Source organism: Herbidospora sakaeratensis (assembly GCF_001570525.1).
GTDB lineage: Bacteria > Actinomycetota > Actinomycetes > Streptosporangiales > Streptosporangiaceae > Herbidospora > Herbidospora sakaeratensis.
Map to the genome: position 1 here is coordinate 1,053,567 of NZ_BBXC01000007.1, position 15,091 is coordinate 1,068,657.

Consider the following 15,091-nt stretch of genomic DNA (forward strand, 5'->3'; position numbering starts at 1 on the left):
GCTACGCTCGTCGGCGTGCTGACGCGGCTCCTTCGTCCCTGGTCCCTGATCGCGCTGGTCGCCGCCGTGGTGCCGATCGGTCTGCTGGCTCACGGCGAGGGGGGCGGATCGGTTCCGCCGATGCCCGTCGGCATGGCCGGCACGATCTTCCCGGGCAGCGGCCATCGGGGCCTGCTCTTTCCCGTGGACGTCTTCCTCATCGGCGTCATGCCGCTGCTGGTGGCGGTGGCCCTGCTGGTGCGGTCGCGGACCCCGGCCGTCGTGGTCGGGGTCGTCTGCGGGCTGCTGGGGCTGGGCCATCTCGTGGAGCTCGTCGACGCGTTTCCGTCCACCCTCGAACTGGCCGGTCTGCCCGCCGACGAGACCGCGGGCAGCCAGGCCGACGACTACTTCGGCACCCGCCCGGACGGCGCCTTCTGGGCGCTGGCCGTGGTCGCCTACGGGCTCATCGTGGCCGCGCTGCTGCGTCAGCCGGGCAGGAACGAGAGCACGAAGCCGGCCGCCAGGTCGTGCCAGTAGCGGGGGTCGCGCACCATCGCGTGGTTCTCCCCGGGCACGTCGAGCACCTCGACGTCGCGCGTCACCTCCCGGGCCCGCCCGGCGTAGTAGTGGGTGGCCCGGGGGGAGGTCATGCGGTCGTCGGTGCCGTGGGCGAGCAGCAGCCGCCGGTCTCTGAGCTGCTCGACCGGCTCTCCCTTGGGCAACCACGGCGCCAGCGCCGCGACGCCCCGCACGTTCGGGTGCCCGGCGGCGCGCAGCGCCGTGCGGCCGCCCATCGAGTGGCCGACCATGACGACCGGGACGTCGATCCCGTGCGCGAGCCGCGCCTGCTCCAGCACCCGCTCGACGTCGGCCACGGGGGAGGCGGCCGGGCCGTTCCAGCCGCGGACCCGGTAGCGCACCCGCCAGACCGCGACTCCGCGCCGCGCTCCGGCGTTCCGGATCGCCCAGGCGAACGGCACCATCCGCAGGACGGCCAGTTGCCACGCGCTCGTCGGGCCGGGCCCGACCTCGCGGCCGCCGTGCAGCACCAGCGTGACGAGCCGGGTCGCGCCCCGGGCGGGATGGATCGTCGTGTACGGCATGCTCTCCATGACATCTCATTCGGAGCGGTGCCCCGAACGGACGGGTCTAGACGAGGGTGAGCACGCGGGGGCCGTCGTCGGTGATCGCGACGGAGTGCTCGACGTGGACGGCCCGGCTGCCGTCGACGGTGTGCAGGGCCCAGCCGTCCTGGGCCGTCACGTAGCGGTCCCTGCCCCCGGCCGTGAACATCGGCTCCAGGGCCAGCGTCATCCCGGCCTTCAGCACCAGCCCTCTGCCCGGCCGGCCCTCGTTGGCGACGTGCGGGTCCTCGTGCATGTGCCGGCCGATGCCGTGGCCGCCGAAGTCGTGCGGGATGCCGTAACCGGCGGCCCGTCCGACCGCGCCGATCGCCGCGCCGATGTCGCCGAGCCGGTTCCCCGGGACGGCGGCGGCGATGGCCGCCTCCAGCGCCTTCTCCGCCGTGGCGACGAGCCGCTCGTCGGCCGGGTCGGCGGGGCCCACGATGACGGTGAACGCCGAGTCGGCCGCCCAGCCGTTCAGGTAGGCCCCGCAGTCGATGGAGACGACGTCGCCCTGGCCGATCCGGTAGCCGCCGGGGATGCCGTGCACGATCACGTCGTTCACCGAGGCGCAGATGACGGCGGGGAAGGGGGTCGGCGCGAAGCGCGGCTGGTAGTGCAGGAAGGCGGGCTTGGCGCCGCTGTCCCTGATGACGGTCGCGGCGATCTCGTCGAGCTCGACGAGCCGCACGCCGGGGGTGATCGCCTCCCGGACGGCCCGCAGCGCCCTGGCCACCACCCGGCCGGCCTCGCGCATGGCGTCCAGTTCGGCAGCGGTCTTGATCTCAACCATGGTGTACTCCCGTGGATCCAATACTTATACCGGTATTGTTATCACGTGTTGCTATGATCGCGTGCATGGTCCGACCACCGCTCACCGAACTCGACCACGAACGCGGCAACCGCCTGGGCGCCCTCCTCCGCCAGGCCCGCGGCGACCGCAGCATGACCGACGTCGCCGCCACCGCCGGCATCAGCCCCGAGACCCTCCGCAAGATCGAGACCGGCCGGGTCCCGACCCCGGCGTTCTTCACCATCGCCGCCCTCGCCGCCGCCCTGGGCATCTCCCTCGACGTCCTCGCCGAGATCACCACAGCGGAGCGCGCCGCCTGACCCCCGCCCGGCGCGGGCCTCCGGAGAAGTGGCCCGCCGCCGGAGTGGCCCGGGGTGTTCGCGCAGGTCGCGGCGGTCTTCCCGGGGCGGCCGGGCCGGGCGTCAAGCGGCTCGCAAGGTGGCCGTCCGACGGTGGCGTCGACTCACTCTGCAGGAGGAAGCGCGATGTCCCCGTACAAGAAGATCGCCGTCGGCGTGGCCGCCCTCGCGGCCCTGGTGTTCGCCGCGCCCGCCCAGGCCGCCGACGAACCCGGCAAGCTGACCGTGCGCCTGACCGTCACCGAGCTCAAGAACAGCAACGACTGCCGGGTGCTCACGGTCGGCAAGGTCGGCATGACCCACGCCCAGGCGCAGTACCTGGTCGACAACGGCGCGACGGCCCGGGTGGAGATCTGGGGGGAGGACGCCGTCTACGACAACCGCATGTACAAGGGGCCCAAGGCGACCCTGAGCGCGATCTCGGACAAGAACGGGGGCGGGCTCTTCATCGTCTCCGACCTCACCCTGTTCTGCGCGAAGTACCTCGACGAGGACGACATCCCGGTGTACGACACCGGCGACGAGGTCTACACGAAGATCATCTTTGAGGCGCCCGGCTACCCGAAGATGACGAAGAGCTCGAACGTCGTGCACGGCTCCTACGGGCTGTTCGGCACCTGATCCACCAGGTCGATCAGCCAGGCAGGGCGAGCCGGAACGGCGCGACGTCCGGGAACGTCGCGCCGGTCGTCGGCGGAGTGGCCCGGGTCAGCGCTTCTTGCGGCCGCCGTCGTCGGTCAGGCCCGCGCGGCGCAGCGCCTCGGCCATCGCGCCGCCCGGAGGCGGGGACGACTGGCGGCGGTCCTGCTGGCGCGGCTGGCGGTCCTGGCGGGGCTGCCGTTCGCCGCGTTCCTGGCGGGGGGCCTGCTGGCGGGCCGGTTCGTCCTGCAGGCGCAGCGTCAGGGAGATGCGCTTGCGGGGGATGTCGACCTCCAGCACCTTCACCTTGACGATGTCGCCGGGCTTGACGACGTCGCGCGGGTCCTTCACGAAGGTGTTCGACATGGCCGACACGTGGACCAGCCCGTCTTGGTGCACGCCGACGTCGACGAAGGCCCCGAACGCCGCCACGTTGGTGACCACGCCTTCGAGGATCATGCCCTTCTGCAGGTCGGAGATCTTCTCGACGCCCTCGCGGAAGGCGGCCGTCTTGAACGCCGGGCGCGGGTCGCGGCCGGGCTTCTCCAGCTCGCCGAGGATGTCGGTCACCGTCGGCAGGCCGAACACGCCGTCGACGAAGTCGGCCGGCTTCAGCGACCGCAACGCGGTGGTGTTGCCGATCAGGGTGCGCAGGTCGCCGCCGGTGGCGGTGAGGATCTTGCGGACCACCGGATAGGACTCGGGGTGCACGCTGGAGGCGTCGAGCGGGTCGTCGCCGCCGGGGATGCGCAGGAAGCCCGCGCACTGCTCGAACGCCTTCGGGCCCAGGCGCGGCACCTGCTTGAGCGACGACCGCGAGCGGAACGGGCCGTTGGCGTCGCGGTGCTGCACGATGTTGTCGGCCAGCGTCGAGCCGATGCCCGACACGCGCGTCAGCAGCGGGGCCGACGCGGTGTTCACGTCGACGCCGACGGCGTTCACGCAGTCTTCGACCACCGCGTCGAGCGAGCGGGAGAGCTTCTGCTCGGCCAGGTCGTGCTGATACTGCCCGACGCCGATCGACTTCGGGTCGATCTTGACCAGTTCGGCCAGCGGGTCCTGCAGCCGGCGGGCGATCGAGACCGCGCCGCGCAGCGACACGTCGAGGCCGGGCAGTTCCTGCGAGGCGAACGCCGACGCCGAGTAGACCGACGCCCCCGCCTCGGAGACCATGATCTTCGTCACGCCGGGCATCAGCGCGACCAGCTCGCCGGCCAGCTTGTCGGTCTCGCGCGAGGCGGTGCCGTTGCCGATCGCGATCAGCTCGACCCCGTGCTTCTGGCACAGCGCCCCGAGCACCGCCATCGACTGGTCCCACTGCCGCTTCGGCTCGTGGGGGTAGATCGTGGCGGTGTCGACGACCTTGCCGGTCGCGTCGACCACGGCCACCTTCACGCCCGTGCGCAGGCCCGGGTCGAGGCCCATCGTCACGCGCGTGCCCGCGGGGGCGGCCAGCAGCAGGTCGCGCAGGTTGGCCGCGAACACCCGCACCGCTTCGTCCTCGGCCGCCTGCCACAGGCGCATCCGCAGGTCGATGCCCAGGTGCACCAGGATGCGGGTGCGCCAGGCCCACCGCACGGTGTCGGAGAGCCACTTGTCGCCCGGCCGGCCCTGGTCGGAGACGCCGAACCGGGTGGCGATGCGCACCTCGAACGTGCTCGGGCCCTCCTGCGGCTCCTCGGGCTCCAGCGTGAGGGAGAGCACCTCCTCCTTCTCACCCCGGAACATCGCCAGGATGCGGTGGGAGGGCAGCTTGGCGAACGGCTCGGCGAAGTCGAAGTAGTCGGAGAACTTGGCCCCCGCCTCCTCCTTCCCCTCGCGGACGGCCGAGATCAGCCGGCCCCGGCTCCACATCGACTCGCGGAGGGTGCCGATCAGGTCGGCGTCCTCGCCGAAACGCTCGATCAGGATCGCGCGGGCCCCTTCGAGGGCCGCCGCGGCGTCGGCGACGTTCTCGCCGACGAAGCCGGCCGCCACCGTCGCGGGGTCGAGCGCGGGGTCGCCGAGCAGCTTGTCGGCCAGCGGTTCGAGGCCGGCCTCGCGGGCGATCTGGGCCTTGGTGCGGCGCTTCGGCTTGTAGGGGAGGTAGATGTCCTCCAGCCGGGCCTTCGAGTCGGCCGCCATGATCTGCGCCTCGAGCGCGTCGTCGAGCTTGCCCTGCGACCGGATCGACTCCAGGATCGCGGCGCGGCGCTCCTCCATCTCCCGCAGGTAGCGCAGCCGCTCCTCCAGCGCGCGCAGTTGCGCGTCGTCGAGCATTTCGGTCGCTTCCTTGCGGTAGCGGGCGATGAACGGCACCGTCGCGCCGCCGTCGAGCAGATCGACGGCCGCGGCGACCTGCCGCTCACGTACGCCGAGTTCCTCGGCGATCCGCTGGTTGATCGACTGGATCACGATCTTCCTTCTCCCTAGGCTCCGGCCCATTCTGCCGGACCGGCGTGCCCGCCGAGCCTGGTCGGCCACAGCCGGGTGGTGCAGTCGTCCGAGGTGGTGGCCAGCAGGTGGCCGTCGGGGTGGAAGGCGGCCCCGTTGACGGCGGAGGTGTGGCCGGTGAGCACGCTCAGCTCCGCGCCGCTCGCGGTGTCCCAGATCCGGACGGCCCGGTCGCCGCCCCCCGTGGCCAGCAGCTCGCCGGTGGCGTCGAACGCGACCGCCCGCACGTCGGAGGCGTGGCCGGTCAGCTCGCGCGCCGCGCCGGTCCGCCGGTTCTCCAGCCGGACCGCGCCGCCCGGCAGGGCGGTCGCCACGAGGTGGCCGCACGCGGCCGTGGCGCCCACCACGAGGTCGTCGCCCGCGAAGACGGCGCTGAGGCCCGGCTGCTCGCTCAGCTGACGGCCCATCACGGTGTCCCACACCCGGACCGTGCCGTCGGCGGCCGCGGTGGCGATGGTGTCGCCCGACGGATGGAAGGCGACGCAGGTCACCGGCCCGGTGTGCCCGATCAGGGGCTCGCCGAAGGAACGCCGTGTGCCGGGGTCCCAGAGCCGTACGGTGTGGTCGGCGCAGGCCGCCGCCAGCAGGTGGCCGCCCGGGTGGAAGGCCACCACCGGGCCGCCGGGCAGCGGGTCGCCGATCGGGTCGCGGGTCACCGGGTCCCACAACCGGACCGCCCGGTCGGCGGTGGCCAGCAGGTGGCCGCGCGGGTGGAAGGCCACCCCGTGGACCGGCGCGTCGTGGCCGGTCAGCCGCCGGGCGACGACCGCCGAGGTCATCCGGGTCTCCAGCTCGTCGACGCGGGCGGTGAGCCGGCGGACGAGGTCGTCGCGTTCTTCGAGGCGGCGGTGCAGGTCGTCGCGGACCCGCCGGGCCACCGCGTGGGCGTGCTGGAGGGTCACCAGCGAGCGGCGCAGCCGGGCGACCCGGTCGGCCGGCTCGTCGTCGGGCAGCCCCTCCACCCGCCACCGCCGGACCTCGCCCCGGTCGTCGACGCCGGCCAGGAGCGACCGGCCGAGGGCCACCGCCTGGACCGCCCCCGTGTGGCCGCTCACCCGGGCGAGGGGGGCGGCGCTCAGGTCGTACAGGGAAATGGAGTCGTCCCAGTTCACGGCGGCCAGCACGTCGCCTCGGGCGGCCAGCCCGGACACCGGCTCCGGCGTGATCACCTCGTCGTCGACGCGCGCGAGGCGGTCGGAACCGACGATCACCAGCCGTCCGGCGAGGAAGGCGACGCCCTCGCCAGGGACGGGGTCGCCGGCCGGCTGGCCGGTGCCGGCGTCCCACAGGCGGACCGTGCCGTCCTTGGCGGCGGTGGCCAGCAGGTGCCCGGCGGGGTGGAAGGCCAGTTCGACGATCCGGCCAGTGTGCCCGGTCAGCGGGTCGCCGACCGGCATCCGCGTCACCGGGTCCCAGAGGCGGACCGTGTGATCCCAGCCCGCGCTGGCCAGCAGGTGGCCGTCGGGGTGGAAGCCGACGGCGGTCACGAGGTCGTCGTGGCCCTTCAGCTCGCCGGCCGGCACCCCCGACAGGTCCCACAGGCGGACCACGCCGTCGTCGCCCCCGGAGGCCAGCAGGTGGCCGTCGGGGTGGAAGGCCAGGGTCATCGTGTACGAGGCCCCGCGCATCTCCACGCCCGTGGAGTAGCGGATCAGGCCCGTGTCGTCGGAGGTGGCGATCAGCTCGCCGCCGGGATGGAGGGCCACCCCGGCGACGGGGGCGGAATGGCCGGTCAGCGGTTCGCCGAAAGGCGTGACTCTAAGGCGCATATGACCGGCAGCATTCCAGATTGTCAGGATTACGGCAGGAGAACGAGCCGTCCCCGCAGTCCGCCCTCGGCCATCCGCGTGTGCGCGGCGGCGGCCTCGGTCAGCGGATAGGTCGCGGCGATCCTGACCCGGACCCTGCCCTCGTCCACCAGCGCCACGAGCGCCTCCAACTGCTCGCGGGCCGAGTGGGCCCACATGACCTGGGACTTGACGCCCCGGCCCTCCTCCGGCGCGCCGTCGACGACGACGGCCACGAACGCGCCGCCGTCGCGCACGGCGTCGTGGGCGGCCTGCACCAGCTTGGCCGGGTCGACGGCCGCGTCGACGCCCTCGGGCAGCAGCTCGCGGACCTTCGCGACGTCGTCGACGACGTACTGCGCGCCGAGCGCCCGCAGGTCCTCCTCGTCGGTGGAACGCGCCAGCGCGACGACCGTGAGGCCCCGGAGCGCGGCCAGCTGCACCAGCATGCCGCCCACGCTCCCGGCCGCGCCGGTGACCAGCAGGGTCGAGCCCTCCGGCAGGCCGAGGAGGTCGAGGCACTGCCACGCGGTCAGGCCCGGCAGGGGGAGTCCGGCGGCCCGTTCGGCGGGCCACCCGGCGGGCGCGGGGGCGATCTCGTCGACGGCGACGACCGCCTGGTCGGCGTACGGGCCGAAGTCGCGGTTGAAGCCGCCCCACGTCGAGGCGGCCAGGACGCGGTCGCCGACCGCGACGCCGGTGACGTCCGGGCCGAGGGCCTCCACGACGCCGGCGACGTCGCAGCCCATGCCGGTCTGCTCCCGGGCCGGGGCGCCGTGCATGAGCAGGCCGCCGCCGCGGATGAACAGGTCGACGGGGTTGACCGCCGCCGCCTCGACCCGGATGCGGACCTGGCCGGGCCCCGGCTCGGGAGCCGGCGCCTCCACGGTCTCGAGGGCCTCCGGGCCCCCGTAGTTCCTGACGACCACCGCGCGCATTGGTTCTCCTCCAGTGAGTCCGGGGGTCCCGAAGCTGATGATCGTAGTAGATATTTCAACCAAAAGATCAGAAAAGGAACCCCGGGCGAAACGCCCGGGGTTCCCGATTCACCGATTAGGCGAGGCCGTTTTTCATGGCCGTGATGAGTTCGCCGTTGCTCGTGTCACCGCTGAGCTCCCAGAAGAAGGAACCGCCGAGGTTCTGGTCCTTCGAATAGGTCATCTTCCCGGTGATCGTGGACGGGGTGTCGTAACTCCACCAGTTGCTGCCGCACTTGGCGTAGGCGGTGCCCGCGATGGTGCCGGTGGGCGGGCAGGTGTTCTTCAGGACCTTGTAGTCCTCGTTGCCGGCCTCGTAGGTGCCGGGCGCGGCGCCGGTCGCGCTGCCGCCCGGGGTGGCCTGGGTGACGCCGGTCCAGCCTCGGCCGTAGAAGCCGATGCCGAGCAGCAGCTTGGACGCCGGCACGCCCTTCGACTTGAGCTTCTGGATCGCGTTGTCGCTGTAGAAGCCGGCCGTCGGGATCCCGGCGTAGCTGTGCAGCGGCGAGTGCGGGGCGGTCGGGCCCTGCGCCGCGAAGGCGCCGAAGTAGTCGTAGGTCATGACGTTGTACCAGTCGAGGTACTGCGCCGCGCCGCCGTAGTCGGCCGCGTCGATCTTGCCGCCGGTGGTGCCGTCGGCGGTGATGGCCGCGGTGACCAGGTAGTTCTGGCCGAAGCGGGTGCGCAGAGCCTGCATCAGGTTCTTGAAGGACGCGAAGCCGGAGGCGTCACAGGACAGGCCGCAGGCGTTCGGGTACTCCCAGTCGATGTCGATGCCGTCGAACACGTCCGCCCAGCGCGGGTCCTCGACGAGGTTGTAGCAGGAGTTGGCGAAGGCGGTCGGGTTCTGCGCGGCCTGGCCGAAGCCGCCCGACCAGGTCCAGCCGCCGAAGGAGAACAGCACCTTGATGTTCGGGTACTGCTGCTTGAGCTTGCGCAGCTGGTTGAAGCTGCCGCGCAGCGGCTGGTCCCACGTGTCGGCCACGCCGTCGACGCTCTCGGCGGCGGTGTAGGCCTTCTCGTAGTCGGCGTAGCTGTCGCCGATGGTGCACTGCCCGTTCTGGACGTTGCCGAAGGCGTAGTTGATGTGGGTCAGCTTCGCCGCCGAACCGCTCGTGACGATGTTCTTCACGTGGTAGGCGCGCTGGTAGACGCCCCACTGGACGAAGTAGCCGAGCAGCTTCTTGTTCCCGCCCGTCCCCGTCTGCGAGGTGGTGCCGGTGACGCTGCCCGACAGGCCCGACTGGTTGTTGGCGGCGTCGCGGGCGCGGACCTGGTAGGTGTACGCCGTGTTCGCGGCGCGGCCGGTGTCGGTGTAGCTGGTGCCGGTCACGGTCGTGACGAGAGTGCCGCCCCGGTAGACGAGGTAGCCGGTCACGCCGACGTTGTCGGTCGAGGCGGTCCAGCTCAGCGAGACCGAGTTGCTGGTCACGCCGGTCACCTGCAGGCCGCCGGGCGTCGAGGGCGCGGTGGTGTCGGGGCCGCCCGTCCCCGAGGTGGTGCCGGTGACGCTGTTCGACAGGCCCGACTGGTTGTTGGCGGCGTCGCGGGCGCGGACCTGGTAGGTGTACGCCGTGCTGGCGGCGCGGCCGGTGTCGGTGTAGGTGGTGCCGGTCACGGTGGTGACCAGGGTGCCGCCCCGGTAGATCAGGTAGCCGGTGACGCCGACGTTGTCGGTCGAGGCGGTCCAGCTCAGCGAGACGCTGCTGCTGGTCACGCCGGTCACCTGGAGGTTGCCGGGCGTCGAGGGCGCGGTGGTGTCGCCGCCGCCGGTGCCGCCGGTGACCTGCACGGCCGCGACGATGGCGTAGTTGGCCCCGCCGTTCATGTTGAACTGCACGTTGAGCTGGCCGTCGGAGACGGTCGCGGTGTAGGTGCGGTCGCAGGCGGTCAGCGCGCCGCAGGAGGCGAACACGTCGAACGCCGAGGCGACCACGGTGTTCTCGATCCGGATGTCGAACTTCCGCTGCCCGGCGGCGTTCGCCCAGTCCTCGACCATCTTCAGGGTGACCTGGTAGGTGCCGTTGGCCACGTCGAACTTGTAGCCGCCCCACCCGCTGAACAGCTGGTAGTTCTGGTAGAGCGCGTCGTCGGTGGTGCCGGCGATCGCGCTGCCCGTGGAGCCGGCCCCGTAGGACGTCTCGTGGCCCCAGGTGCCGCTGGTGTACGCCTTGTCGGCGAGCCAGGCGTTGCCGCCGCCGTCGGTCAGGGCCGGTCCGTTCGCGTTGGCCCGGAGGGGCACGGTCACCGCGCCGTACGCCGCGGACTGCGCGAACATCAGTGGCAGGATCAGCGCACCGATCGCCAGTAAGAGGGTCAGGACTCTTCTCATCGAGCTACTCCACGTCCGGGGGGAAGGGGATGCGGCGGGACGCGCCGGGAACAGGGGGTTCCCGTCCAACTAATAGGAAGCTTTCCTTTTAATTAGGGCGAACGTAACCCGCGTCACAGATCCCGTCAATGGGCGCGCAGGGAACGCCAGATCGGGCCGGGCAGTGCGTCGGCGGCGGCGTCCAGGTCGAGGCCCGGCGCGCCCGCCAGCACCCGGCGCGTGGTCTCGGCGAGTGGCCCGATGAGCAGCATCTCGATCAGCGCCGGGGGCAGGTCGGCGATCTCCCCGGCCGCGACGCGCGGCCGGAACCAGGCGGTCAGCCGGTCGAGCAGCGGCGCCTTGCGGGCCGCGACGGCGGCGGCGTGCGGCTCGATGAGCGGAGCGGCGTGGATGAACCGGGCCCGCGCGGTCGCGTCGCGGGCGAAGGACAGGTAGGCGCGCACGATCGCGCGCACCCCCTCCTCGGTGCCCTCCGCCCGTTCGGCCGCCTCGATCAGGCGGGTCAGCAGGTCGTCCATGCACTCGGAGTAGAGCGCGGCGGCCAGCCCGTCGAAGCTGCCGAAGTGGTGGTAGAGGCTGCCCACGCTGACGCCGCTCCGCGAGGTCACCGCGCGCAGGGTGAAGTCGCCGTCGGTGAACGCCGTGAGGGCCGTGTCGAGCAGCCTGCGGATCGTGGCCTCGCTGCGGGCCTGCCTCACGCGACTCCCGACAGTTTCCCGGCCTGCTCCCACAACCGCAGGCCGAGGTCGCGGTCGACGGTCAACGGGATCTCCTTCAGCCCGTCGTAGTAGCGGCCCGTCGTGGACCCCGCCGTCAGCGCGACCACCGGGGCCGCGCCCTGGTCGGGAGTCTTCCAGAACCGCTTGGCCGCTCTGAGCAGCAGCCCGACCGGCCCGCCCCGCGCGCCCAGCCCGGTGTTGATCACCCCGGGGTGCACGGCGTCGATGGTGACGCCGCGCGTCCGCCAGCGCTCGGCGAACAGCGGCAGCAGGGCCGCGTTGCAGAGCTTGGTGTCGGCGTAGGTGCGCAGCGGGTGGAAGTCGAGGCCGTAGGCGGTGCGGGCGGGATCGGCCTTCCCCTTCACGTAGAGGCCCGCGCTGACCTGCACGACCCGCGTCAGGCGCTCTTCGAGCAGCCGGTTCAGCGTGTACGGGGCCAGGTGGTTGACCGCGAACGCCTCCTCCAGCCCGTCGGCCGTGCGGGTGAGCTTCGAGGGCCACAACCCCGCGTTGTGCACCAGCACGTCGATGCGCGGGCAGACCTCGGCCAGCCGCTCGGCGACGCTCCGCATGCCGGCGACGGCCGACAGGTCGCCGACGACGAGCTCGGCCTCGCCCGGCAGCGAGCGCACCGCCTGTTCTCCCCGCGCGGCGTCGCGCGCGACGACGACCACCCGATGTCCCCGCCGCGCCAGCTCGGCGCAGACGGCGTATCCGATTCCCCGGTTTCCTCCGGTCACCACCACGTTCATGGCGGGAGTATAAATTAGAGCACTTCTCTAAATCTTCTTCAGCAGGCCGTCGACGGCGGCCAGGGCCAACGTCTTGTAGCCGACCGAGTCGAACAGCACCGTCACCCGGTCGGGGTCGGCGCTCATCACCGTCCCGGCGCCCCAGGCGGTGTGCTCCACCTTCGACTGGAGCGGGAACGGGCCGTCGCCCACCTCCTGGACGACGCCCCGGCAGGTGTCGCAGGTCCCGCACGAGCGGCCGTACGGCTGGCCGAAGTACTCCAGCAGGAAACGGCGGCGGCAGCCGGTCGTCTCGGCGTAGGCGCGCATCATGTCCAGGCGCGACTCGTCGACGCGGTGGCGCACCTCGTCGAGTTCGACCGCCTTCTCGACCGCCCGCTCGGCGGTCAGCCGCTTGCGGGTCCAGCGCAGCTCGCCCGGGACCAGCGCGCCCGCCCGCTCCAGCAGGTTGGCCAGGGCGGTCAGCCGGGTGGTGCCGACGCCGAGCAGGTCGCGCAGCTCCCCGGCCGGGACCAGCCCGCCGTGCTCGCGGACCAGCACCGCGATGCGCAGCAGCAGGTCGGGGTCGGCCCGGCCGCCGGTCTGGAACCGGCGCAGGCCCAGGTCCTCGGGGCGGTAGAACAGCACCGCCTCGGCGGGCCGGCCGTCGCGTCCGGCGCGGCCGATCTCCTGGTAGTAGGCGTCGGGCGACTCCGGCGGGCCCGCGTGCAGCACTCGGCGCACGTCGGCGCGGTCGATGCCCATGCCGAAGGCCGAGGTCGCCACGACCACGTCGAGCTCCCCGGACGCGAACCGCGTGTGGGTGCGGTTGCGGTCGGCCGTCTTCAGCCCGGCGTGGTACGGCTCCGCCCGCTTGCCCTCCAGCAGCGCGCAGTACTCCTCGGCGTCCTTGCGCGTCGGCACGTAGATCAGCGTCAGCCCGTCGCCCGCCAGCGTGTATTCGACCAGGGCGCGGCGCCGGTCGTCCTCGCTGGTGAAGCGCCGGGCCGACAGGGTCAGGTTCGGCCGGTCGAAGCCGCGCACGATCTCCACCGGGTCCCGCAGCCCCAGCGACCGGACGATCTCGGCCCGCACGTTCGGCGCCGCCGTCGCGGTCAGCGCCACCACCGGCGGATGGCCCAGCTTCTCGATCACCTGGCCGAGCCGCAGGTAGTCGGGCCGGAAGTCGTGCCCCCACGACGACACGCAGTGGGCCTCGTCGATCGCGATCAGCGACGGCCGGGCCGCCGCGAGCCGCTCGACCACCTCGGGCTTGGCCAGCTGCTCCGGCGACAGGAACACGAACTCGGCCGTCCCGGCGGTGACCTGGTCGAGGCCCTTGTCGACCGACTGCGTCGAGTTGACCGCCACCGCGCCGGTGCCCGCCTTCAGCAGGCTCATCACCTGGTCGCGCTGCAACGCGATCAGCGGCGACACCACGATCGTCGGCCCGTCGAGCAGCAGGGCGGGCACCTGGTAGACGGCCGACTTGCCGCCCCCGGTCGGCATCACCAGCAGCACGTCGCGCCCGGCGACCAGATGCCGCATGGCCTCCTTCTGACCGGGCCGCAGCCCCTCCCAGCCGAACACGCGCCGGGCCGTCGACCCGAGCCGGAATCTCGCGAGCGCTCTCCTCATGGCCGCCCTCTATGCCCCGCAAGGGGCGGTTCAGGCCGGTCGGGGCGGGGTTCGTTCGCCGACCAGGGCCAGATCGGTCTCCACGGCGTGCGCGGTGGCCCGGAGGTGGGCGAGCAGACCTGGCCTGACCTGGCCGGTCGTGGCGACGTTCACCGCCGCGACCACCCGGCCGGCGCGGTCGCGGATCGGCACGGCCAGCGCCCGCAGCCCCTCTTCGAGCTCGTCCTCGACGATCGCGTGGCCGTCGGCGCGGGCCTTGCGGACCAGCGCCCGCAGCCGTTCGGGATCGGTCACGGTGTGCGGCGTCAGCGCCGTGAGCTCGCCCGGATCGGCGTCGTCGGTCAGCAGGACCCGGCCCATCGACGTGGCGTAGGCCGGGAACCGGGTGCCGACCGTGATGTCCACGCTCATGATCTTGTACGCCGGCGCACGCGCCACGTACCGGATGTCGGTCCCGTCGAGCACCGCCACCGACGCCGACTCGCCCACCGCCTCGGCCAGCGCGACCAGGTGGGGCGTGGCCAGCTCGCCCAGGGTCAGCGACGACAACCGGGCGTGGCCCAACTCCAGCACCCTCGGCAGCGCGACGAACCGGTTGCCCGCCTTCACCGCGTAGCCGAGTTCGACCAGGGTCAGCAGCGCCCGCCGGGCGGTCGCCCGCGCCAGCCCGGTGGCCTCGGCCACCTCCGAGAGCGTGCCGCCGAGCGCGGTCAGCACCGCCAGCCCCCGGGCCAGCGACTGGACCGGGGTGTCGCCGGGGATCTCGATCGGCGCCGGCGGCGCGGGCGTGGTGACGGCCAGCAGGTGTTCCATCCGGGCGGTGTCGAGCCGGGGGAGGGCCAGCGCGGCCAGCGACTCGACGGTGTGGCGGCTGCGGTGGGAGACCACGCTGACCGCGCACGCCACCCGGCCGCGTGCGCGCACCGGCACCGCGACCGCGATCAGGCCCGGTTCGATCAGCTCGTCGTCGCGGGCCCAGCCCGCCGCGAGCGCGGCCCTGGCCCGGTCGCGGAACTCCGGCTCGGCCGCCGGGTCGGCGGGCACTACGGTCTCCGGCCGGGCCGCCCGCCAGCGGGCCCACCCGGCCTCGGTCCACTCGGCGGCCATCAGCGCGCCCGCCGCGCAGCGTTCGGCCGGCACCAGGTCGCCCACCCGGAAGGTCAGCGAGCGGCTGCGCCGCCGGGGGAGCTGGGTGACGAACCGGACCGCCGTGCCGTCGGCCACCGCCAGCGACACCGACTCGTCGAGGTCCTCGGCGAGCCGGGCCGCCTCCGGGGCCAGCGCGTCGGGGACCCCGCTGCCCGACAGGTAGGTGTTCCCGACGGCCAGGACGCGGGGCGTCAGCCGTACCGAACGATCGGGCCCGGCCGGACGGGCCAGGCCCATCGCGACCAGCGTCGCCAGCACCCGGTCGACGGTCGAGCGGGCCAGCCCGGTGGCGCGGGTGAGCTCGCTCGGGCGGCACGGCTCGCCGTCCGCCATCGCCCGCAGCACGGCGAGCCCGCGCTCCAGCGGCCCCACGACAGCCTCGGTCATTGACACACGTCCAAAGGGGGTAGCAGACTCCTGAACTACGT

At 73.0% G+C, this 15,091-nt stretch carries 13 protein-coding genes; 3 read left to right on the forward strand and 10 right to left on the reverse strand.

Annotation, left to right across the window (positions count from 1 at the left end):
- The first annotated feature begins 15 nt into the window (after positions 1-15).
- Positions 16-519 carry a hypothetical protein gene (locus AW271_RS04330; RefSeq protein WP_062332026.1) on the forward strand — a complete coding sequence of 168 codons (504 nt, stop codon included), beginning with the start codon at positions 16-18 and terminating at the stop codon, positions 517-519.
- On the opposite strand, the gene AW271_RS04335 is transcribed toward AW271_RS04330, so the two are convergent.
- Positions 468-1,094, reverse strand: coding sequence for an alpha/beta hydrolase (locus AW271_RS04335; protein WP_245652915.1), 627 nt, complete (start codon positions 1,092-1,094; stop codon positions 468-470). The genes AW271_RS04330 and AW271_RS04335 overlap by 52 nt on opposite strands.
- Positions 1,095-1,131: 37 nt before the next feature.
- Positions 1,132-1,899: a type I methionyl aminopeptidase gene (gene map, locus AW271_RS04340; protein WP_062332029.1), complete on the reverse strand. Its 768-nt coding sequence runs from the start codon at positions 1,897-1,899 to the stop codon at positions 1,132-1,134.
- Between the two features lie 65 nt (positions 1,900-1,964).
- Between map and AW271_RS04345 the strand changes: the two genes are divergently transcribed.
- Entirely contained in the window at positions 1,965-2,219 is a 255-nt protein-coding gene (locus tag AW271_RS04345; protein ID WP_062333087.1) for a helix-turn-helix domain-containing protein, read from the forward strand.
- A gap of 165 nt (positions 2,220-2,384) precedes the next feature.
- A complete protein-coding gene (locus AW271_RS04350; protein ID WP_062332032.1) occupies positions 2,385-2,879 on the forward strand; it encodes a hypothetical protein in 495 nt (164 codons plus the stop codon).
- 87 nt (positions 2,880-2,966) lie between these two features.
- Here the strand turns inward: AW271_RS04350 and AW271_RS04355 are convergent, their stop codons facing one another.
- The 8 genes from AW271_RS04355 to AW271_RS43075 form a co-directional block, all read right to left on the reverse strand.
- Positions 2,967-5,321 carry a Tex family protein gene (locus AW271_RS04355; RefSeq protein ID WP_062332035.1) on the reverse strand — a complete coding sequence of 785 codons (2,355 nt, stop codon included), beginning with the start codon at positions 5,319-5,321 and terminating at the stop codon, positions 2,967-2,969.
- Entirely contained in the window at positions 5,306-7,099 is a 1,794-nt protein-coding gene (locus tag AW271_RS42780; RefSeq protein ID WP_062332038.1) for a WD40 repeat domain-containing protein, read from the reverse strand. The genes AW271_RS04355 and AW271_RS42780 overlap by 16 nt, the downstream gene beginning before the upstream one ends.
- 29 nt (positions 7,100-7,128) lie before the next feature.
- Positions 7,129-8,055, reverse strand: a complete 927-nt coding sequence (locus AW271_RS04365; protein WP_062332041.1) for an NADP-dependent oxidoreductase — start codon at positions 8,053-8,055, stop codon at positions 7,129-7,131.
- A 115-nt stretch (positions 8,056-8,170) separates the two neighbouring features.
- Entirely contained in the window at positions 8,171-10,426 is a 2,256-nt protein-coding gene (locus AW271_RS38230; RefSeq protein WP_083976061.1) for a glycosyl hydrolase family 18 protein, read from the reverse strand.
- Positions 10,427-10,551: 125 nt separating this feature from the next.
- Positions 10,552-11,124, reverse strand: a complete 573-nt coding sequence (locus AW271_RS04375) for a TetR/AcrR family transcriptional regulator (protein WP_062332044.1) — start codon at positions 11,122-11,124, stop codon at positions 10,552-10,554.
- Positions 11,121-11,897 (reverse strand): SDR family NAD(P)-dependent oxidoreductase, encoded by a 777-nt coding sequence (locus AW271_RS04380; protein WP_062332047.1) that lies wholly within the window; start codon positions 11,895-11,897, stop codon positions 11,121-11,123. The genes AW271_RS04375 and AW271_RS04380 overlap by 4 nt, the downstream gene beginning before the upstream one ends.
- Before the next feature lie 27 nt (positions 11,898-11,924).
- On the reverse strand, positions 11,925-13,514 hold the full coding sequence (locus tag AW271_RS04385) for a RecQ family ATP-dependent DNA helicase (protein WP_062332050.1): 1,590 nt from the start codon (positions 13,512-13,514) through the stop codon (positions 11,925-11,927).
- Positions 13,515-13,544: 30 nt separating this feature from the next.
- Positions 13,545-15,050, reverse strand: coding sequence for an IclR family transcriptional regulator domain-containing protein (locus tag AW271_RS43075; RefSeq protein WP_062332053.1), 1,506 nt, complete (start codon positions 15,048-15,050; stop codon positions 13,545-13,547).
- Positions 15,051-15,091: the final 41 nt, after the last annotated feature.